Annotated in this window: 15 protein-coding genes and 1 tRNA gene; 13 read left to right on the forward strand and 3 right to left on the reverse strand. The window is 73.4% G+C overall.

Annotated features, from left to right (window positions below; all coding sequences use genetic code 11):
• The first annotated feature begins 4 nt into the window (after positions 1-4).
• On the forward strand, positions 5-2,176 hold the full coding sequence (locus CC117_RS27125; protein WP_084132934.1) for a glycosyl hydrolase: 2,172 nt from the start codon (positions 5-7) through the stop codon (positions 2,174-2,176).
• Between the two features lie 82 nt (positions 2,177-2,258).
• On the opposite strand, the gene CC117_RS27130 is transcribed toward CC117_RS27125, so the two are convergent.
• A complete protein-coding gene (locus tag CC117_RS27130) occupies positions 2,259-2,672 on the reverse strand; it encodes a MerR family transcriptional regulator (protein WP_071089068.1) in 414 nt (137 codons plus the stop codon).
• Between the two features lie 441 nt (positions 2,673-3,113).
• Here CC117_RS27130 and mfd point away from each other — a divergent pair, with 441 nt between their 5' ends.
• The 11 genes from mfd (at position 3,114) to CC117_RS27185 (ending at position 18,661) form a co-directional block, all read left to right on the forward strand.
• A complete protein-coding gene (gene mfd, locus CC117_RS27135; protein ID WP_071089070.1) occupies positions 3,114-6,689 on the forward strand; it encodes a transcription-repair coupling factor in 3,576 nt (1,191 codons plus the stop codon).
• A 109-nt stretch (positions 6,690-6,798) separates the two neighbouring features.
• Positions 6,799-7,554 carry a SurA N-terminal domain-containing protein gene (locus CC117_RS27140; protein WP_071089072.1) on the forward strand — a complete coding sequence of 252 codons (756 nt, stop codon included), beginning with the start codon at positions 6,799-6,801 and terminating at the stop codon, positions 7,552-7,554.
• Between the two features lie 125 nt (positions 7,555-7,679).
• Positions 7,680-8,939 carry a MazG family protein gene (locus tag CC117_RS27145; protein ID WP_071089074.1) on the forward strand — a complete coding sequence of 420 codons (1,260 nt, stop codon included), beginning with the start codon at positions 7,680-7,682 and terminating at the stop codon, positions 8,937-8,939.
• Positions 8,940-9,093: 154 nt separating this feature from the next.
• Positions 9,094-11,181: a signal peptide peptidase SppA gene (sppA, locus tag CC117_RS27150; RefSeq protein ID WP_071089076.1), complete on the forward strand. Its 2,088-nt coding sequence runs from the start codon at positions 9,094-9,096 to the stop codon at positions 11,179-11,181.
• Between the two features lie 449 nt (positions 11,182-11,630).
• Complete coding sequence (gene eno, locus CC117_RS27155; protein WP_071089078.1) at positions 11,631-12,914, forward strand: phosphopyruvate hydratase; 1,284 nt, start codon at positions 11,631-11,633, stop codon at positions 12,912-12,914.
• 7 nt (positions 12,915-12,921) lie between these two features.
• A complete protein-coding gene (locus CC117_RS27160; protein WP_071089079.1) occupies positions 12,922-13,323 on the forward strand; it encodes an FtsB family cell division protein in 402 nt (133 codons plus the stop codon).
• A 44-nt stretch (positions 13,324-13,367) separates the two neighbouring features.
• Positions 13,368-13,961 carry a DUF501 domain-containing protein gene (locus CC117_RS27165; RefSeq protein WP_071089518.1) on the forward strand — a complete coding sequence of 198 codons (594 nt, stop codon included), beginning with the start codon at positions 13,368-13,370 and terminating at the stop codon, positions 13,959-13,961.
• Entirely contained in the window at positions 13,958-14,932 is a 975-nt protein-coding gene (locus CC117_RS27170; protein ID WP_071089082.1) for a Ppx/GppA phosphatase family protein, read from the forward strand. The genes CC117_RS27165 and CC117_RS27170 overlap by 4 nt, the downstream gene beginning before the upstream one ends.
• 31 nt (positions 14,933-14,963) lie before the next feature.
• Positions 14,964-15,776, forward strand: coding sequence for a uracil-DNA glycosylase (locus CC117_RS27175; protein WP_071089521.1), 813 nt, complete (start codon positions 14,964-14,966; stop codon positions 15,774-15,776).
• Between the two features lie 1,637 nt (positions 15,777-17,413).
• Positions 17,414-17,488, forward strand: a tRNA-Leu gene (locus CC117_RS27180).
• 363 nt (positions 17,489-17,851) lie between these two features.
• The gene (locus CC117_RS27185; protein WP_071089084.1) at positions 17,852-18,661 is read left to right on the forward strand and encodes a Bax inhibitor-1/YccA family protein; all 810 of its coding nucleotides are present in this window, start codon (positions 17,852-17,854) and stop codon (positions 18,659-18,661) included.
• A 60-nt stretch (positions 18,662-18,721) separates the two neighbouring features.
• Here CC117_RS27185 and CC117_RS27190 read toward each other — a convergent pair whose 3' ends face one another.
• Together CC117_RS27190 and CC117_RS27195 are read right to left on the reverse strand one after the other, a co-directional pair.
• Entirely contained in the window at positions 18,722-19,132 is a 411-nt protein-coding gene (locus CC117_RS27190; protein WP_071089086.1) for a PPOX class F420-dependent oxidoreductase, read from the reverse strand.
• Positions 19,133-19,209: 77 nt separating this feature from the next.
• Positions 19,210-19,437, reverse strand: a complete 228-nt coding sequence (locus tag CC117_RS27195; protein WP_018634628.1) for a DUF4287 domain-containing protein — start codon at positions 19,435-19,437, stop codon at positions 19,210-19,212.
• 127 nt (positions 19,438-19,564) lie between these two features.
• On the opposite strand from CC117_RS27195, the gene CC117_RS27200 reads away from it, so the two are divergent.
• A complete protein-coding gene (locus CC117_RS27200) occupies positions 19,565-19,969 on the forward strand; it encodes a hypothetical protein (RefSeq protein ID WP_071089087.1) in 405 nt (134 codons plus the stop codon).
• The last annotated feature ends 1 nt before the right edge of the window (position 19,970 follow it).

The raw sequence follows: 19,970 nt of genomic DNA on the forward strand, positions 1-19,970 counted from the left end.
TCCCATGCCGTCTGATGAGCGGTACGGCCACGGGGCGCGTCCGCTCTCCCGGCCGCGTCGCGGTGGTGAGATCGAGGCAGATGGGCCGGACGCACCCGGCGCTGCCTTCGACCCCGAGATGCTGTCGACGCGTGGGCGTCCGACGCGCCGCCGCGGGCGCACAGCACCACTCGCGCCGTACCCGGACCGGCAGGAGAACTTCGACGACGCCGGCCGCGGCGACACCGGCGGCCGGGGCGAGCCCGGCCGCCGTGATGGCGCCGGCCGGCGCCCGGGCACCGATCGCCATCCCACCGATCGCCATCCCACCGATCGCCATCCAGGTGAGGACCGGCGCTCCGGTGGCAGTGGGCGTCGCGCTGCCGACCCGCTCGGCGAGGCGGGCCGGCCCGACGCCGCCGACCGGCGCGCGGCGCGCGGCCGGCCCGACGGGCGCGGTCGCGATCGTGACCGCGGGTCTGCGGCGGGCCGGTCCCAGCCGAGCGGTCGGGCCCGGGAGCGGGGCCGCGACACCGACCGGCCGGCTGCCGGTGACCTGGCCACCCAGCGTTTCCGCCGCAGCGACTGGGACGGGTCGTCCCGAGACGAGCGCAATGCGGCCGGGCCGCGGGAGAACACCGACGCCCGCGGTGACGGCGGTGTGGGTGCCGACCAGACGATGGTGATGCCGCCGGTCCGGCCGAAGCCGCCCGAGGCAGGGCCCGGGCCCGGGCTCCGCGACAGCCCCGGCCGCCACGACGGCGGGTCCCGTGCCGCGGTCACCGGGCGCTCCGGCCGGGATCGCGGCGCGGGGACGGAGCGCACCGGCCGGGATCGCGACCGCGCCGACCGCGACCGCACTGCCGAGGCAGGCGGCGCCGGCCGCGGGGCGCGAGGCCGCGCTGCCGTGGCCTCCAGCGGTTCGGTCACCGGGATCCTGCCCGTGGCGGGCGACGATCATGATCATGGCGAGCGCGGGCGGGTCGCCGGCGCTGCTGGTGGCAGGAACCGCTCAGGTGGTGGCAGTTCGGTGACGCACCGGGCCACCGACTGGATCATCGAGCACTGGGGGGCGAAGCCCGGGCGGCACCCCTACCTGCCGGTGGCCCTGGTGGTCTTCGCCGTGCTCCTCGCGCTGGTCGCCTGGATGTTAGGGCCCGCCCAGCATGAGGACACCCACCTCGCCGCCAACACCGCCCCGGCGCAGGCGCCGACGCCGAGCCCGGCCGCGGCATCGCAGGTCCCGGCCACGGCCCCGGCGCCGGGGCCGCAGAACCAGCAGCCGGTGGCAGTGCCACCGGTGGCCAGGGTCGAGCGGGCGGCGACGAGCGCTCTCTTCCCGAGCGGGGTCGCCGCGCACACGATTGCCGAGGCGAACGCCTGGGCGGAGTTCCGCGGCACCCCGGTGGACGTCGTGGTGACCTACACCGACCGGGACAGCTGGGACGCGATCGTCAACCCGTGGATGGGCCGGGTCTTCTCGTCCTTCCCCGGTGATCTGGTGATCAGCGTTCCGATGTTTCCCGACGAGGGGCCACAGAAGGGAAACCTGGTCTCCTGCGCCGCGGGTGACTACAACGCCCGGTGGCGCCAGTTCGGCCGGTGGCTGGTGAACCAGGGGCGGGGCGACTCGTTCGTCCGGCTGGGGTGGGAGTTCAACGGCGGCTGGTTCGCCTGGCGGGCCTCGGCGAACCCGACTGCCTACAAGCAGTGCTTCCAGAACGCCTCGTCGTCGATCAAGGAGACGAGCCCCGAGGTGCGCATCGACTGGACCCTCAACGCCCACGGCCCGGACTACAACGCCTTCAGCGTCTACCCGGGCAACCAGTACGTCGACGTCATCGGCATCGACAGCTACGACCAGTATCCGCCCAGCCCCACGTCCAGCGAGTTCAGTGAGCAGTGCAACGCCGCCGAGGGCCTGTGCCAGGTGATCAACTTCGCACGCCAGAACGGCAAGCTGTTCTCGGTGCCCGAGTGGGGTGTGGTGAGCCAGCAGAACACCAAGGCGGGGATGAACGGCGGCGGGGACAACCCGGTCTACATCCAGGAGATGTACAACATCTTCCGGCGCAACGCCGGCATCCTCGCGTACGAGGCGTACTTCAACGACGACATCGTGGGCAACGTCCGCTCGACCCTGGTGAACCCGAACCGGCACCCGGGCTCGTCCGCCCTCTACCAGCGTCTCTGGTAGCCCCACCCCACTCCGGGCCCAGGGCCCCGGGCCTCCGCCGGAGGCCCGGGGTGCCGTTCGCCGGACGTCCTGAAGCTTCTGGTCAGGACGTCCCGGAGCGTTCGGCGTCGTCGTGCAGGCCACCGACGAACGCCTCCGCCACCTGCACCTGCTCGCGCAGCGTGGTCAGCTTCTCCTCCGCCAGCGCCACCCAGGTCGCGAGCCTGGCCTGCAGCTCCGCCCGCCTCGCGGAGGGCAGCTCCGGCTCCTGGAGCTCGTCGCGCAGCATCAGCAGCGAGCGCATCTCCTCCAGGGTGAAACCGAGCGRCTTCATCTTCTTGATGAGGAAGAGGCGGTCGACGGCGTCGTCGTCGTAGAGGCGGAAGCCACCGACCGTCCGGCCCACGGGCATGAGGAGGCCGGCCTCCTCGTAGTACCGCACCGTGCGCAGTGACAGCCCGACTCGCTCGGCGACATCCCCGATCTGGTGGACGTCGCGGCGTCGCGTGGTGGACAAGTCGACCCTTACGTCAGTATCTGTCGCCGGCGGCAAACCGGGCGTCAGCAGACTGTACGTCGATCCGCCACGCGGCGCCCGCATCTTGGCGCAGCGCCCTGCCGTACGCTGGGTGCGACGACCTCGCTGCGGGTATGTGGCCGAGGGCCGGGTATGCGGGGCCGGGTATGCGGCCGGGGGGCACGGAGCTGGCATGAGTCCGGCTGGCATGAGTCTGGTCTGTGGGGGCCGGGCCCGCCTGCCCGCCATGGTGATCTCCGGTCGTGCCCCTCCCTCGGCAATATCGCCCGCCGCGGGACTGTTGCACCGGTGGACGGCCGCCGGGCGGTGCCGCCCTCCGGCTTTCCCGGTTCTCCGGCTTCTTCCGGTTCCCCGGTCGGTCGGAGCCACATCGGAGCCGCACCTGATTCGCTGGCACTGGAGAGGCACGGGACGGATCACATGACCCTCGCGCCGCTGCTCGACGCGCTCGTAGCTCGCCCTGGTGGTGACCCGGCGCTGATCCGCGCCCTGTCCTCGCTGGACGAGCCTGTCCTGGACCTGGCCGGTCCCGCCGGGCTGCGGCCGTTCGCCGCCGCGGCGCTGGCCGGTCCGGGCCGCACCGTGCTGGTCGTCACCGCCACCGGGCGGGAGGCCGACGACCTGGCCGACGCGCTGGGCAGCCTGCTCGGCCCGGAGCGGGTCGCCGTCTACCCGAGCTGGGAGACGCTGCCGCACGAGCGGCTCTCCCCACGCGCCGACACGGTGGGCCGCCGGCTGGCCGTCCTGCGCCGCCTCGCACACCCGGATGCGCGAGGTGGCGCCGGCCCGCTCGCGGTCGTCGTCGCCCCGGTCCGCTCGGTGCTGCAGCCGCAGGTCGCCCGCCTGGGCGATCTGGCCCCGGTCGCCCTGGCCAAGGGGGACAACGCAGACCTGGAGGAGGTCACCGCTCGGCTGGTCGGGATCGCCTACCACCGGGTCGATCTGGTCGAGCGCCGCGGCGAGATGGCGGTGCGCGGCGGCATCCTGGACGTCTTCCCGCCCACCGAGGAACATCCGCTGCGGGTCGAGTTCTTCGGCGACGAGGTGGACGACATCCGTCACTTCTCCGTCGCCGACCAGCGGGCCCTGCCCGCGGCCGACGGCGCCGGGCCGCCGGCCCTGTTCGCCCCGCCGTGCCGTGAGCTGCTGCTCACCGAGGACGTCCGGGCCCGGGCAGCCGCGCTGGCGCAGGAACACCCGCAGCTCGTCGACATGCTGGACAAGATCGCTCAGGGCATCCCGGTGGAGGGGATGGAGGCGCTCTCGCCTCTCCTCGTCGACGAGATGACCCTCCTGCTGGACGAGTTCCCACGCGGCTCGCGTGTCCTCGTCTGTGATCCGGAACGGGTGCGTACCCGGGCGGCGGAGCTGGTGCGGACCAGCAAGGAGTTCCTCGAGGCCTCGTGGAGCGTGGCGGCGCTCGGCGGCGGGACGCCGATCGACCTGGGCGCGGCCACCTACCGCTCGGTCGCCGAAGCCCGGGAGCGGGCCGCCCAGCTGGGGATCCCCTGGTGGTCGGTCAGCCCGTTCGCCGCCGACCCCGCCGCCGGTGAGCCCGACGAGCTGCTCGGCGACGACACGGTCGTGGCGAGCCTGCGCCCGGCTCCCGCCTACCACGGCGACACCGCGCGGGCCACCGCGGACATCAAGGGCTGGCTCGCCGACTCCTGGCGGGTGCTGCTCGTCACCGAGGGGCACGGGCCGGCCGAGCGGCTCGTCGAGATCATGCGGGAGGCCGACCTCGGTGCGCGGCTCGCCGCCGACGCCGAGCTCGTCCCGGGCGTCGCCATCGTCACGCAGGCCCAGCTCGGCCAGGGCTTCCTCAGCCCGACCCTGCGCCTGGCGGTGCTCACCGAGACCGACCTGGCCGGCGCCCGCGGTGTCACCACCCGGGACATGCGGCGGATGCCGAGCCGCCGGCGCAAGGGCATCGACCCGCTCGCCCTCGCCGCCGGTGACCTGGTCGTGCACGACGCCCACGGAGTCGGCCGCTACGTCGAGATGGTGACCCGCGCGGTCGCCGGGGCCAAGCGCGAGTACCTGCTGCTGGAGTACGCCCGCGGCGACCGGCTGTACGTGCCCACCGACCAGCTCGAGCAGATCACCCGCTATGTCGGCGGCGAGGGCCCGAGCCTGGACCGGATCGGCGGCGCCGACTGGGCCAAGCGCAAGACCCGCGCCCGCAAGGCGGTCAAGGAGATCGCCGGCGAGCTGATCCGGCTGTACAGCGCGCGGATGGCGGCGCCCGGCCATGCCTTCGGCCCCGACACGCCCTGGCAGCGCGAGCTGGAGGACGCCTTCCCCTTCCGGGAGACCCCCGACCAGCTCTCCGCGATCGACGAGGTCAAGGCCGACATGGAGAAGCCGGTCCCGATGGACCGGGTGATCTGCGGCGACGTCGGCTACGGCAAGACCGAGATCGCGGTCCGGGCGGCGTTCAAGGCGGTGGCGGACGGCCGGCAGGTCGCCGTGCTCGTCCCGACCACGCTGCTCGTCCAGCAGCACTACCAGACCTTCGCCGAGCGGTACGCGCCGTTCCCCGTCACGGTGAAGGCGATGAGCCGGTTCAACTCGCCCTCCGAGCAGCGGGCGGTGCTCGAGGGGCTCACGAACGGCACGGTTGACGTCGTGATCGGTACCCACCGGCTGCTCTCCGGCGAGGCGAAGTTCTCCGACCTCGGCCTGGTCATCGTCGACGAGGAACAGCGCTTCGGTGTCGAGCACAAGGAACACCTGAAGAAGATGCGGACGGCGGTCGACGTGCTCACCATGAGCGCCACCCCGATCCCGCGGACGCTGGAGATGTCGATCACCGGCATCCGTGAGCTCTCCACCATCGACACCCCGCCCGAGGAGCGCCACCCGGTGCTCACCTCGGTGGCTCCCTACGACCCGAACCAGGTCGGCGCGGCCATCCGGCGGGAGCTGCTCCGCGAGGGCCAGGTCTTCTTCATCCACAACCGGGTCGAGAGCATCGACCGCGCCGCCGCCCGGCTGCGCGAGCTGGTCCCCGAGGCCCGCATCGCGACCGCCCACGGCCAGATGCACGAGGACGCCCTCGAACAGGTGATGGTCTCCTTCTGGGAGAAGAAGTTCGACGTCCTCGTCTGCACCACGATCGTCGAGTCGGGCCTGGACATCTCGAACGCGAACACGCTGATCGTCGAGCGGGCCGACAACTTCGGTCTCTCCCAGCTRCACCAGCTGCGCGGTCGGGTCGGCCGCGGCCGCGAGCGGGCCTACGCCTACTTCCTCTACCCGCCGGACCGCCCGCTCTCCGAGACGGCGCACGACCGGCTCGCGACCATCGCGCAGCACAACGACCTCGGCGCCGGCATGGCCGTGGCGATGAAGGACCTGGAGATCCGCGGCGCCGGCAACCTGCTCGGCGGGGAGCAGTCCGGCCACATCGCCTCCGTCGGCTTCGACCTGTACGTCCGGATGGTCGGCGAGGCGGTGGCCGAGTACAAGGGCGAGGTCGAGGAGCCGTTGGAGGTGAAGGTCGAGCTGCCCGTCGACGCGAACCTGCCGCACGACTACGTGCCCAGCGAGCGGCTGCGTCTCGACGCCTACCGCCGGCTCGCCGCCGCCGTCTCCGACGACGACATCACCGAGGTCCGCGGCGAGCTGACGGACCGCTTCGGCCCGCTGCCCGAGCCGGTGGAGAACCTGCTGGCCGTCGCCCACCTGCGGGTCCTCGCCCGCCGGCACGGCGTCGCCGAGATCACCGTCGCCGGCCGCCAGATCAGGTTCGCCCCGCTGGACCTGCGGGAGAGCCAGACACTGCGGCTCAACCGGCTCTACAAGGGATCCGTCGTCAAGCCGGCGGTGCGCACGGTGCTCGTCCCGGCGCCGACCGAGACCGGCCGGATCGGCTCCCGCCCGCTGCGCGACCGCGCCCTGCTGGCCTGGGCCGGGCAGCTGCTCGAAGCCATCGCCGGCGACTCGATCGCCGCGGCGGCCAGCCGGGACGCCGCAGGCTCGGCCGGCCGGTGAGGCAGGCCGGCGCGGCGGACTGCGCCGGGAGCCGTTCGCGGCCCGCCGGTGAGGTGAGCCGGACCGGCCCCTTCCACTTCCGGGCCGAGGAGCGGATACGGTCAGTGCTGTGAAGTTTCCGCGTCTTCTTGCCGGGCTCGGGCTCGCCGTGCTGACCGGCATCGCAGGTACCGCATGCACGACGCACGCCGGGGCGGCGGCCCAGGTCGGGTCCAGCACGATCGAGACCTCCACCGTGCGCGGCATCGTCGACCGCGGTTTCGAGGCGGTCGAGTCCGTCCCCGCCGAACAGGCCGCCCGGAGCCTCGACCGTGCGGAGCTCCAGCGCCGCACGATCACGACCCTGGTCCAGCTGAAGGTGCTGGAGACGGAGGCGAAGCGGCTCGGCATCACGCTGAGCGGCCAGGACATCGACGCCTACTACCAGGCGTACTCGGTTCTGCGCTTCGGCAGCGTCGAGGCGTTCGAGACCCGGGCCGCCGCGGCCGGTTTCGCCCAGGAGGACGTCGGCGTCATCGTCCGGGCCGGAGCGCTCGAGTCGGCGATCGGCGACAAGGTCGCCCCGAGCACGCTCGCCTCGCCCGCCGAGGCCCGTGCGCAGTACGACGGCATCGTCGCCCAGGTCGGCAACCTGCCGCTGACCTTCGAGGTGGCACGGCCCTACCTGCAGCGCTTCCTGGCGTCCGACCAGCGCTCCGCCAGGATCCAGCCGCTGCTGGAGGAGGCCGCGATCCGCGAGCACATCTCCGTCAACCCGCGCTTCGGCGAGTGGGACCCGAAGCAGTTCGCCGTGGTCGCCGCGCCGGGCACGATCGCGACGACATCCGCGCCGGAGCCCGCGCTGGACCTCTCGCTGCAGTCCTGACACACGGTTCTGGCACCACAGTCCTGGCACCACAGTCCTGACGCTGCCGTGCTGACGCCGCCGTGCTGACACCACGGTCCTGATCACGGCCGGCGGGCCCCGGCCTGCTGGAGGGAACATCCGTCATGGCACCGCGCATCACACTGGTCGCGACGAGCGCCCGGGTGGCACCCGGGCTGCTTACGGCCGCTGCCTGGGATCTGCTCCGCTCGGTCCCGGTCTGGACGGCGAATCCGGCCCATCCGCAGCTTGCGGCGCTGCGCGCGGCCGGCGTCGAGGTGTCGCTCCTGCGCGACCTGCCCGATCAGGCCGACCCGGTCGCGCAGGTGCGGGCCGCTGTAGGCGCCGCCGTCGCTGCTGCCGCCACCGCAGGGGATCCCGCGGCGGAGACGGCCGGCGGTCGGCAGCCGGAGCAGATCGCCTGGCTGCTCGATCCGGTCACCCCGAACGCCGCCGACCAGGCGCTGCGCGAGGCCGGTGCGGCGGCGGGGATCGACCTGCTCACCGCCACCCAGGACCTGCCCGGTTCGGCACTGCTCGACGCCGTCGCGGTGATGGACCGGCTCCGCTCGCCCGGCGGCTGCCCCTGGGACGCCAGGCAGACACATGCCTCGCTGGCGCCCTACCTGCTCGAAGAGGCGTACGAGGCCTACCAGGCCATCGAGGACGGTGATCTCACCGAGCTGCGCGAGGAGCTCGGGGACGTCCTGATGCAGGTGCTCTTCCACGCCCGGGTGGCGGCCGAGGCCGGCCCGCAGGGCTGGGACGTGGACGACGTCGCGACCGGCCTCGCCGCCAAGCTGATCCGCCGCCATCCGCACGTCTTCGGCGACGTCGCCGTCTCCGGCGCGGACGAGGTGGTCACCAACTGGGACGCGATCAAGGCCCAGGAGAAGAGCCGGAAGTCGGTGACCGAGGGCGTGCCGCTCTCCGCGCCGGCGCTGTCTCTCACGGCCAAGCTGCTCCGGCGTGCGCTGAAGCTCGGGTTCCCGCTCGTCCTGGCCCTTCCGCCGGAGGACGACGAGCCTGGCCGCCCGGATGCCCCGGATGCCCCGGCAGGTCCGTCCGAGCTCGTGGGGCTCGCCGTCGCACTGGCACGCGGCGCCGGCGCCGGCGCCTCTGCTGGCGCGGACGGCATCGACGAGGAGTGGATCGGGGAGCTCCTGTTCGCCGCGGCCGCGCTGGCGGGCGCGTACGACGTCGACCCGGAGGCGGCGCTGCGGGGGCGGGCCCGGGCCTTCCGTGATCGGCTCGCTCGGGCCGAGCACGCCGCCCTCGACGGCGGTCAGGAGCCCGCACGGCTCGACGCGGCCGGCTGGGGCGCGCTGTGGGAGTCTGCCGGACCGGCGACCGCGTCGGCTCCGGTGGCCGCCCCCGGAGCCTGACTGCCGGCCGCCCGACTCCGGGAGCCTGACTGCCGGGAGCCCGAAGGCCCGAAGGCCCGGAGGTGCCCGCCTGTGCCCAGGGCCCGAGCCACCGCGTGGTCCGCTGTTGTACGGGTGGTGCCTGGGTGGGCGCCAGGTCGTCTAGCCTCACAGCATGGTTACCTCGCCCAGGCGGGCGGTGGCTGACGTCCAGCGCCTCGCGCGGCGTCGCGTCGCCCCCGTCATCCTTGAACTGGATCTGACGTCCGACCTGGTCGAAGGTGTGCCCACCGATCCGCTCACGGCGGCGGTCGCCCACCGCCGGGTCACGTTGCGCGAGGTCGTGGACGGGCTGCGGCGGGCCGGCGAGGACGACCGCGCCCGGGTGCTCGTCGCCCACATCGGGGCAGCCGGGATGCCGCTGGCACGGGTGCAGGAGGTCCGCGACGCCGTCGCCGGCTTCCGGGCCCGTGGCGGCTACGCCTACGCCTACGCCGACACGTTCGGCGAGTTCGGCGGCGGCACCGTCCCCTACTACCTCGCCTGCGCGTTCGACGAGATCTGGCTCGCGCCCCCCGGCGATCTCGGCCTGACCGGGATGGCGATGGAGACGCCGTTCCTGCGCGACGCCCTGGACCGGCTCGGCGTCAGCGTCGAGATCGGCCAGCGCCACGAGTACAAGAACGCGGTGAACACGCTGGTCGAGCGGGAATTCACCCCCGCCCACCGGGAGGCGCTCGAGCGGATCGTCGACTCCTGCTCCGAGCAGGTCGTCGCCGCGGTCGCGGGCAGCCGCGGCCTGCCGGCCGAGCGGGTCAGAAGCCTGATCGACGACGCCCCGCTCACCGGCGAGGCGGCACTCGCCGCCGGCCTGGTCGACCGGATCGGCTACCGCGACGAGATCTACGACCAGGCCCGGGCGCGGGCCCGGGATCTTGCCGGCGCGGCGGGTGGCCTGTCCGGCTCCGGTGGCGCGGGATCGTCGGACGACATCGAACCCGTGCTGATGTACGTCTCGGCCTACCGGCGCACGTCGGTCCGCCGGGAGGAGTCCCCGGTGCGCAAGGCCCGTGCGTTCGCCGCCTCGCTGCCCGCGACGGTGCTCTCCGCGGGGCAGGGTGGCGATGCGGGGCGGCGCCGTGCCGGTGACGAAGCGGGCGGGCCGGCCGGGTCCGGCAGCGCTGGCGGCGGGTCGGCCGAGGGCGGCCCGGCCGGTGACGGGGGCGGGGCCGGCGCGTCGCGCGAGGTGCCGCCCGATCTCGATCCACGCAGCTCGGTCGTCGCGCTGGTCTACGGCACCGGGCCGGTCGTGCTCGCTCCGTCGACGACGCCGTTCGGCGGGCCGGTGCTCGCCGCCCAGACCGTCGCGGCGGCCTTCCGCGCGGCGGCCCGGGACGCGAGCGTCGCCGCCGCGGTCTTCCGTGTCGACAGCCCGGGCGGCTCCTACGTGGCTTCGGATGTGGTCCGTCGGGAGATCGAGCGGTTCCGGGCCACCGGCCGTCCGGTGATCGTCTCGATGGGCGCGGTCGCCGCGTCCGGCGGCTACTTCGTCGCGCTCGGCGGTGATCTGATCGTGGCCGCCCCGGGAACGCTGACCGGTTCGATCGGCGTGTTCGGCGGCAAACAGGTCGTCCGGGACCTGCTCGGCAAGGTCGGTATCGGCTTCGGCGCGGTCGCCGCGGGCGAGAACGCGCTGATGATGTCCCCGCGACGGCCGTTCACCGAGGCCGAGCGGGCGAAGCTCGAGGAGTTCCTCGACCGGGTCTACGCCGACTTCGTCGCCAAGGTCGCCCAGGCCCGGGGGATGTCGCCCGAGGAGGCACACGAGCTGGCCCGCGGCCGGGTCTGGACGGGTGCCGACGCGCATCGCCACGGCCTGGTCGACGAGCTGGGCGGGTTGTCCCACGCGATCGACCTCGCCTGGTCCCGGGCCGGGCTGCCCGCCGGGGAGACACCCCGGGTGCGGGTGACCCCGAAGCCGTCGGTGCTGGACCGGCTGCGGGTCCCGAAATCCAGTGAGGAGGCGGCAGCCGCGGCGGTGCCGCCCGCGCTCGGTGCGTGGGCGCGGCCGGCCGCGCTCCTCGGCGCCGCTGCGGTGCTGCGGGCCGGCGCCGGCGGCGTTGGCGGGTTCGGTGGCGCCGGTGGTCTCGCCGAGGGGTGGGGGCTCGCGGAGAGCTGGGGCGCGCTCGCCCCCCTGGCTGCCCGGGCAGGACTTCCGGTCCACGGGCCGTTGCTGATGCCACCCATCGGGCGGGTCCGGTAGTCCCCTGGTAGTCCTTGGGAGACCCACCAACGTGGTGTGCGCGCCGCCCGCGGGCCGCCGGCGTGGTCAGATGACGACGCCGGGCGGGCCGGCGTCCGCGTGGCGCGACCGGGAGGCGACGCGGCGGCACGTCCCGGCGGTAGTCTCGCACCGACCGGTTCGTCCGGACGGCGTCGCTCGTCCCCGGGTGCCGAGATCCCGTGCCGTCCCGCGTTCCGGGCGCCCGGGCGGCTGCCCGGCGGGCCCGACGAGTCCGGCCGCCGGTGCCGCGGTGCCGGCTCACCGGCCCTGTCGCGGCCGGCCCACCGGGGCCGGCCCCGGTGCGGCCGGTTCGCTCGGCGGCTCCGCGGTGTGTGTCCGTCAGCGGTTCCGTTGATCTGTCCGTCTGTCCGCCAGCAGCTGCCGTCCCGCGCCGGTGTCCCGGTCGCGTTCCGTCGAAAGGTGCGCTCGTGCCGTCCATCGAGGCTGTCGGAGCTCGCGAGATCCTCGACTCGCGAGGCAATCCCACCGTCGAGGTCGAGGTCGTTCTTGAGGACGGCACGCCCGGCCGCGCCGCCGTCCCCAGCGGCGCCAGCACCGGTGCCTTCGAGGCCGTGGAGCTGCGTGACGGCGACGACCGGTACGGCGGCAAGGGTGTCACCAAGGCCGTCGAGGCCGTCATCACCCGGATCGGCCCCGCGATCATGGATCTGGAGGCCACCGAGCAGCGGCTGCTGGACGCCCGCCTCATCGACCTGGACGGCACGCCGGACAAGTCCGCGCTCGGCGCCAACGCCCTGCTCGGCGTCAGCCTGGCCGTGGCCAAGGCGGCCGCCGCCTCCAGCGGCCTGCCGCTGTTCCGGTACCTGGGCGGGCCCAACGCCCACCTGCTGCCCGTGCCGATGATGAACATCCTCAACGGCGGGGCGCATGCGGACACCAACGTCGACATCCAGGAGTTCATGATCGCTCCGATCGGCGCCGGCACGTTCGCCGAGTCGCTGCGCTGGGGCGCGGAGGTCTACCAGGCGCTGAAGAGCGTGCTCAAGGGCCGCGGCCTGGCGACCGGCGTCGGCGACGAGGGCGGTTTCGCCCCGAGCCTGCCGGCGAACCGGGAGGCGCTCGACCTGATCGCCGAGGCCATCGACAAGGCGGGCTTCAGCCTCGGCAGTGACATCGCCCTCGCGCTCGACGTCGCGTCGACCGAGTTCTTCAAGGACGGCGCGTACACCTTCGAGGGCAGCGCCCGCTCGTCCGACGAGCTGATCGACTACTACACCGATCTGGTCGACTCGTACCCGATCGTGTCCATTGAGGACCCGCTGGCCGAGGACGACTGGGCCGGCTGGGTGAGCATCACCACCCGGCTGGGCGCGAAGGTGCAGCTCGTCGGGGACGACCTGTTCGTCACCAACCCGGAGCGGCTCGCCCGCGGCATCGCCGAGGGCGCCGCGAACGCCCTGCTGGTGAAGGTGAACCAGATCGGCACGCTGACCGAGACGCTCGACGCGGTCACCCTCGCCCACCGCAGCGGCTACCGGGCGATGATGTCGCACCGGTCCGGCGAGACCGAGGACACGACGATCGCCGACCTCGCGGTGGCCGTCGACTGCGGCCAGATCAAGACCGGCGCTCCCGCCCGCAGCGAGCGGGTGGCCAAGTACAACCAGCTGCTGCGGATCGAGGAGGAGCTCGACGACGCGGCACGGTTCGCCGGGGCCGCCGCGTTCCCGCGGCGGACGACCGCCGGCTGAGCTGACGGTGCCGTTCCGCCGCCGGGCGCTGACCACCCGGGCCACGCTGCTCGYCGTCGTGATCTGTGTGCTCGTGCTGACCCTGGCCTACCCGCTGCGGCTGTACCTGCAGCAACAGGCCAAGATCTCCGAGCTCACGCGGGCCAACGCGGAGCGCCAGTCCAGGGTCGACGACCTGCGTGACCAGGTCGGCCGGTACAACGACTCCGAGTGGGTGGCTGACGAGGCGCGCCGCCGGCTGCACTACGTGCTGCCCGGGGAGAGGTCCTATCTCATGCGGACGACTCCCCAGCAGACGGCGGAGCCCGGGGCGGAATCCGGCGCTGGCACGGGCGACGGGTCCTGGTACAACCGGCTGTGGTCACAGCTCTCCGAGCCGGCCGTGCCGACCGCGCAGGCGAAGCCGTGAGTCCCGACCGGGCGGACGCCGATGCCTCTTCCGGCGCGCACGGCGTGCAGGAGAGGCCCGGCACCGGAGCCGGCGCCGGGCTTGGTGCCGAGGCCGAGACGGTGCGGCGGCAGCTCGGGCGTGAGCCGCGGGCGGTGCTCGGGGTCGCCCACCGCTGCTCGTGCGGGCTGCCCGACGTCGTCGAGACGGCGCCGCGGCTGGAGGACGGCACGCCCTTCCCGACCCTGTTCTATCTGACCTGCCCGCGGGCGTCGTCGGCGGTCTCGCGGCTCGAAGGATCCGGGGTCATGCGGGAGATGACCGCCCGCCTGGCCACGGACCCCGAGCTCGCGGCTGCCTACGCGGCCGCCCATCGGGACTATCTGGCCCGGCGTGACGCCCGCGGCGCGCTGCCGGGCCACCCGAGCGCGGGCGGCATGCCCGAACGGGTCAAGTGCCTGCACGTGCTGGTCGCGCACAGCCTCGCCGCCGGTCCCGGTGTCAACCCGTTCGGTGACGAGGCCCTCGCCGCGCTCGCGGACTGGGGGGGCCGTGGGCCCTGCGTCGGCGCCGACGGCGCATCCTGTGCTGAGGAGCCCGTGCGTTCGCGCGGTCGTGCGGCCGGACCCGGCCAGGGACGAGAGGAGACCGCCGGATGACCCGTGTCGCCGCGATCGACTGCGGTACCAACTCCATCCGCCTGCTCGTCGCCGAGGTGGACGAGGGAGCCGGCGGCTCCGGCGGCCGCCTGCACGAACTCACCCGTCGGATGGAGATCGTGCGGCTGGGAGCGGGGGTCGACCGCACCGGAGAGCTCGCCCCGGACGCGCTGGCCAGGACACTCGCCGCGCTGCGCGACTACGCCGACGAGATCGGCCGGCTGGGCGCGTCACGCGTGCGCATGGTGGCGACCAGCGCCACCCGGGACGCCCGCAACCGCGCGGACCTGGTGGACGGCGTCCGCGCGATCCTCGGCGTCGACCCCGAGGTGATCAGCGGCGACGAGGAGGCCGCGCTGTCGTTCGCCGGCGCGATCGGCGACCTCGACGGTGTCTCCACCCCGATCCTGCTGGCCGACATCGGCGGCGGCTCGACGGAGCTCGTCCTCGGTGACGCGGGTGGCGTCCGTGAGTCGATCTCGGTCAACGTGGGCTGTGTACGCATGGCCGAGCGGCACCTCCACGACGACCCGCCCACCCCAGCGCAGGTGGCCGCGATCGTGGCCGACGTGAACGCGGCGTTCGACCAGGCCGAGCGCATCGTCCCGATCACCACCGCCACCACCCTGGTGGGTGTCGCCGGCACGGTGACGACGGTTGCCGCGCTCGCCGCCGACCTGCCCGCCTACGACGCCGACCGCATCCACCTCATGGTCACCTCGGCGCAGGACGTCGCCGCGGTGACCGCCCGGCTCCTCGCGATGACCCACGCCGAGCGCGCGGCTCTCCCGGTGATGCACCCGGGTCGGGTCGACGTCATCGCCGCGGGCGCGCTTGTGCTGCGGACTCTTGTCGAACGTTCCGGCACCACCGCGGTGATCGCCAGCGAGCGGGACATCCTGGACGGCATCGCGTTGTCGCTCGGTGGAGTGGTCGGGTCCGGCGGAGTGGTGGGGTCCGGCGCCCGGTGAACGGCACCGAAGCGCGGACAACCCGCATCGTGTGACAGGCCCGCCCCGCGGGCCCGCCGCTCCCGGGGCGGGATGGCCGGAGGACCCCGCGACGGCGTCGACCCCGGTCGCCCAGGCCGCCGCGCAGGTCGCGGACCTTGCCGCGACGGCCGCCGGCTGCGCCGACCTGGACGCCCGGATGTCGGTCTGCCAGGCCTGCCCGCGGCTGGTGGCCTGGCGGGAGGAGGTCGCCTCCGTGCGCCGCGCCGCCTTCGCGGACCAGCCCTACTGGGGCAGGCCCGTGCCCTCGTTCGGCCCGCCTGACGCACGGTTGCTGGTCGTCGGGCTCGCCCCGGCGGCTCACGGAGGCAACCGGACCGGCCGGATCTTCACCGGCGACCGCAGCGGGGACTGGCTGTTCGCGGCGCTGCACCGGGTGGGCCTGGCCCGGCTGGCGACGTCGGTCGCGGCCGGCGACGGCCAGCGCATGATCGACACCAGGGTCGCGGCCGCGGTGCGGTGCGCACCACCGGCGAACAGGCCGACCCCGGCCGAACGTGACACCTGCCGACCGTGGCTCGTCCGGGACCTCGAGCTGCTGCGTCCGGGGCTGCGCGCCGTCGTGGTGCTGGGCGGGTTCGCCTGGGTGGCGCTGTGGCCTGCGCTGCGCGCGGCCGGGTACGAGCTGCCTGCGCGCCGGACGCCGTTCGGCCACGGTGCGACCGTCGACCTGGCGGCGCTGCGGGTCTTCGGCTGCTATCACCCGAGCCAGCAGAACACCTTCACCGGCCGGTTGACGGCCCCGATGCTCGACATGGTCTTCGCCGCGGCAGCCGGTCACGCTCGGGCAGGTGACCACTCGTGACGGCCGGGAGGCCGGCGACGGCCGGGCGATGCTGTGACGAAAGTCGGTAACGCGCGCGCCGCCGGAATCCTCCGCGCCCAGTATTGACTGGGCCAGGCCTTGTTCCGGCGCCGAGAACAGTGGGACAGATCACTTTTCTCGCCGGATGACCGCCCGGACCGATCGCCCGATCCTGGTGAAGCGCGCACCGAGGGCCCGGTCCGAGGCCTCGTTTTCGTCGAGAGGCTTCTCTTCGCGGAGAAGGTTTCCGGCCCAGAAGAGGGTTCATCCGGCAGCTCATTGTTGTCCGTGGATTGCGTAGCCGAACTCCGCGGAACGGGATTGCGGGCCAGGCATCGCATCCGAGCCCGTCCGGGACGCGGGCGATCCCGGGGTGCCGAGCTAGCGGTCCGTCCCGGATCCCTTGCGGAAAGTGTTGCCCTCGTGTTGCGCTTTCGTTCAGATGTGGCCTGCGTCACCCTGGTGCCTCGGACAGCATGGGCCCTCGCGTGCTCGGTGCGCGGGAGCGGTCGAACCGTGCCGCGAGGGCCTCCGCCGGCAGCCCCCCCACTCCGATGGGCGGCCCGAACGCCGGTGCCGGGGACGGCGCCGGTGCCAGCCGAGAAATGTGGAGCAGAGCCGTCCGTCGGCCCCTCTCGGATGGATGGCGGCGCGCACCTGGCACACCCGGGTGAGGGCATGAGCAAAGCACGGGTGAGCATGCGGAGCCTAATCCGGGGCCGCACCGACAGAACGGCGCATTGTTCCATTCGGCTGCAGGTGAATAACACGGGCGCATGCGCCCTGCATCGCCGCCCGCGCCGCGCGGCGCCCCCGACGGGAAGCCGCCAGCGATTTCGGCGGAGCGTCGGATTGTTTTCCTTGTCGGGTCCGCCGGCGGCCGCGACGGCGCGCGGCGTCCGGCGGGTGCTGTCTTTCTGTGATGGTCCGACCGCTGTCGCCGGCGGCTTCCGTCGGGAGCGCCCGGGCATGACCTCCCCCCGGTTCGTGTCCCACCAGCTGTCCGTCCCGGCATCGGGGCCAGCGCCCTCCGCCCGGTGCCCTCGCCGGCCCTGCCGCGGCGTCGGCTCCGGTATCCGCTCTGACGTCCGCTTCGTCGCCGGCCGCCGACCGACCTCGGCGTGGGCGGTGTCGGGTCCGGCCTCGGGTCGGCGAGGAGCGCGTGCCCTGCTCGGCGACCGACCTGCAACGGCCGGCTGTGAAGTGAGGACTGCGGGCTGTTGTCAGAGCCGGCCGTGCCGTCGGACGTGGCGGCGGATGCCGGGTGGGTCGCTGTACGCCGAGGCCCCGAGTACTGCGGTGATCCGGCCCGGACCTGTCCGGATGTGGGCCGTCGGCTTCGGTATCCTTGATCTTCGCTGGTGCGTGCCCGTGCTTCTGGGCGGTGGGTGGCCGGGGTGAGGCAGGGTCGCCAGGGCCCCGGTACCGAGCTGGCGGATGCCTGTCGGCCGGCGGCCGAGGCTGCCCTCCGAAGCGAATCGACGCGTGACCGCTTGGCGCGAGATGACGGCGAGCGCGTCGCTGTCGTCACCAGGAGTCACGAAATGATCCGGGTCGGCCGCTCCGTACGACTTTTCCTGCGATGCGTTATTCCCAGACCCTACGTAGCGTGGTAGAAACATCAGCGATGTGCACGAGCCGGTGTATCCCAACAGGTAGAGGAGGCTGTCCTAAAAACAGCTCGAGTGTCGGTTCGACTCCGACCACCGGCACCTATCAATGGCGACCGTCTGCCTCCTATTGCCCCTGAGGCCGGCGGTCGGCCGGACGCTGGCGACGCCTAAGGGCGCTTTGTCTGAAGAGCGACTGCCAGCAGCTCGTTTCTGATCCAGTGGATCTCTGCGGCTGTGTGCCGCGCCTTCTTCCGATATGTCCGGCTTGGCCGCGGCGGTCTGTCTCCGGGCCGCGACAGCGCGCACCGCGGTGCGGCCGTGCGGCCGGGCACCGGCCAACCGTCCGTGGCACGAAGGTCGCCCCGCGCACCTGAGCGGAACGGTGGGCGAGGCGGGGCCGTTGTACTGTGCGATCGTCGTGCGGCAGGTCGCCCGCGCGGGCTGCTGGGGAGGTCCAGGCCGATGGCAGAGCTGCACTCGTCCAATCCGGCGTTCACCCGGTCCGGCTTCGGGCAGACGAGGTCGCCCGTGCCGCCTCCGCCCCCGGGGTCCTGGCAGCCCGGTCCGTGGCCGCAGGGCCCGGGCTTCCCACCCGCGCCGCCGGCCCCGCCGCGGGGCGGGCTGACCTTCGACGACGTGGTCATGCACACGCTCGGCGTGTTCGCGGTGATGCTCGTCGGCGCGGGGGTGGGCTGGTACCTCTCGCCGGACTCGCCGAGCATCGCGCTGGGCGCGGCTGTCGCCGCGCTGGCCCTCAGCCTCGTGATCTCGTTCCGTTCCCGGATCAGTCCGCCTCTGGTCGTGTTGTTCGCCGCGCTCGAGGGCCTGTTCGTCGGCGGGGTCTCCCGGTTCTACGAGTCGGCCTTCTCCGGCATCGTGCTGCAGGCCCTGCTCGGCACGGCGCTGGTCTTCGTGGCCATGCTCGCCGCCTACCGCAGCGGCCGGCTGCGGGCCACGCCCCGCATGGCGCGGATCATCACCGGCACACTGCTCGGCGTGGTCCTGCTCGGCATCACCGACCTGGTTGTCAGGGCGGTCTCCGGCAGCCACCTGCCGATCATCAACGACGCCTCGCCGCTGGGCATCCTGTTCAGCGTCGCCGTCCTCGCCGTCGCGAGCCTGCAGTTCATCCTCGACTTCGACTACATCGAGCGGGCGGTCGCGAACGGCGCCCCGCGCGAGGAGGCATGGAGGGCCGCGTTCGGCCTGCTCGTCGGCTTCGTATGGGTCTATCTGGAGCTGCTGCGCCTGCTGTCCAAGCTCCGGCAGTAACCGCCGGGCGGCTGCCACCCCGACCCTGCGGGGGCGGGTCGGGTGGCCGCAGCTCGAAGATCATCCCGAGCGGTCGGGGCCTGCCGCCGTCGGCGTCACCCTGATCAGGCAGCGATGTTCGCGTTCCATGGCCGCGCGGTAGTCGTCCCAGTCGGGATGCTCGCCGGAGATCTGCCGGTAGTAGTCGACGAGGGGCTCCAGCGCCTCCGGCAGCCGGATGATCTCGGCCACGCCGCCGATCTGTACCCAGGGCCCGAAGAAACCATCGGACAGGACACACAGCGAAACCTGCGGCTCACGCTGGATGTTCGCCGTCTTCAACGCCGTCGTCCGGGTGCTGATCACGAACGCCCCCGTGGTGTCGACGGCCACGAGCACCGGGGAGAGCTGCGGAGTGCCGTCACGCCGAGCGGTGGCCAGCACGGCACGGTGCTGATCCCGGGCGAAGGAGCGGGCAGCGTCAAGGTCCACCGGGTCATTGTCGCCCGCCCACCGCGGCCGGCCACCGTGGGCCGCGCCGGGCGGGCGATCAGCGCAGCGAGCGCAGGTCAGGTGCGGAGCGCATGCCGGCGCAGGTGGGCTTCGTGCACGACGGCAGCGGCGTACCGATGCGGCAGGCTGTGCACGTCCCGCAGCCAGCCCACTCGCTCGGAGGAGCGGAGCAGCCCTGGGCCCTCGTTGAGCTGGGCGAGCCAGTGCCCCAGATCGTGTCCGGTGGCCTTCGGCATGCGCTCGATGAGGCTCCGGTGGGTCTGCGGGGAGCGATGCTTCAACATGCGCGCCTCCAGAGATCAGGCCCGACGTCCGTCGAACCCGGAATCAGYGGTACATGCTTCGAGCGTGCGCTCCGCCGCACCGATCGGCAAGGCGTGCAGCACGGTTACGCGCGGGTATCCTGGCCGGATGTCGGATTCGCTCCGTGAGGTCTCCCGGCAGACGAGCATGCTGGTCTCCAGGGCCCGCGGGTGGATGGGCTCCGCCTGGGATGTGCGGATCTCCAGCGGTGCGACCCGCGCAGACCGGCTCCGTGCCCTGATCGACGAGTTCGCGGGGCTCGGCCGGGAAGCGGGCAGCGGCGCGCCCTCCGGAGCCCGCCCGCCGCGGATCTCCGACCATGCACTGCCAGACCAGCTCGTCGTCCTCGCGGACGACTTCTTCGCCGCGGCCGCGACCGCCGTGGCGGGGAGCGGGCCCGGCGCGCCGCCGCCCCAGCACGAAGTCACTCGGCTGCTGGCGCGCGCGGGCACCGCGGTGAGCGCGGCCAGGGCCGATCTCGACACCCCGGGCTTCGGCTTCCACCCGTTCTGAG

This window comes from Parafrankia colletiae (assembly GCF_001854655.1).
GTDB classification, from domain to species: domain Bacteria; phylum Actinomycetota; class Actinomycetes; order Frankiales; family Frankiaceae; genus Parafrankia; species Parafrankia colletiae.

Coding starts and splice junctions, on each gene's coding strand:
- sppA (WP_071089076.1), top strand. CDS start 9,094: ATGGTTACCTCGCCCAGGCGGGCGGTGGCTGACGTCCAGCGCCTCGCG.
- CC117_RS27200 (WP_071089087.1), top strand. CDS start 19,565: ATGTCGGATTCGCTCCGTGAGGTCTCCCGGCAGACGAGCATGCTGGTC.
- CC117_RS27145 (WP_071089074.1), top strand. CDS start 7,680: ATGGCACCGCGCATCACACTGGTCGCGACGAGCGCCCGGGTGGCACCC.
- CC117_RS27170 (WP_071089082.1), top strand. CDS start 13,958: ATGACCCGTGTCGCCGCGATCGACTGCGGTACCAACTCCATCCGCCTG.
- CC117_RS27195 (WP_018634628.1), bottom strand. CDS start 19,437: ATGTTGAAGCATCGCTCCCCGCAGACCCACCGGAGCCTCATCGAGCGC.
- CC117_RS27125 (WP_084132934.1), top strand. CDS start 5: ATGCCGTCTGATGAGCGGTACGGCCACGGGGCGCGTCCGCTCTCCCGG.
- CC117_RS27185 (WP_071089084.1), top strand. CDS start 17,852: ATGGCAGAGCTGCACTCGTCCAATCCGGCGTTCACCCGGTCCGGCTTC.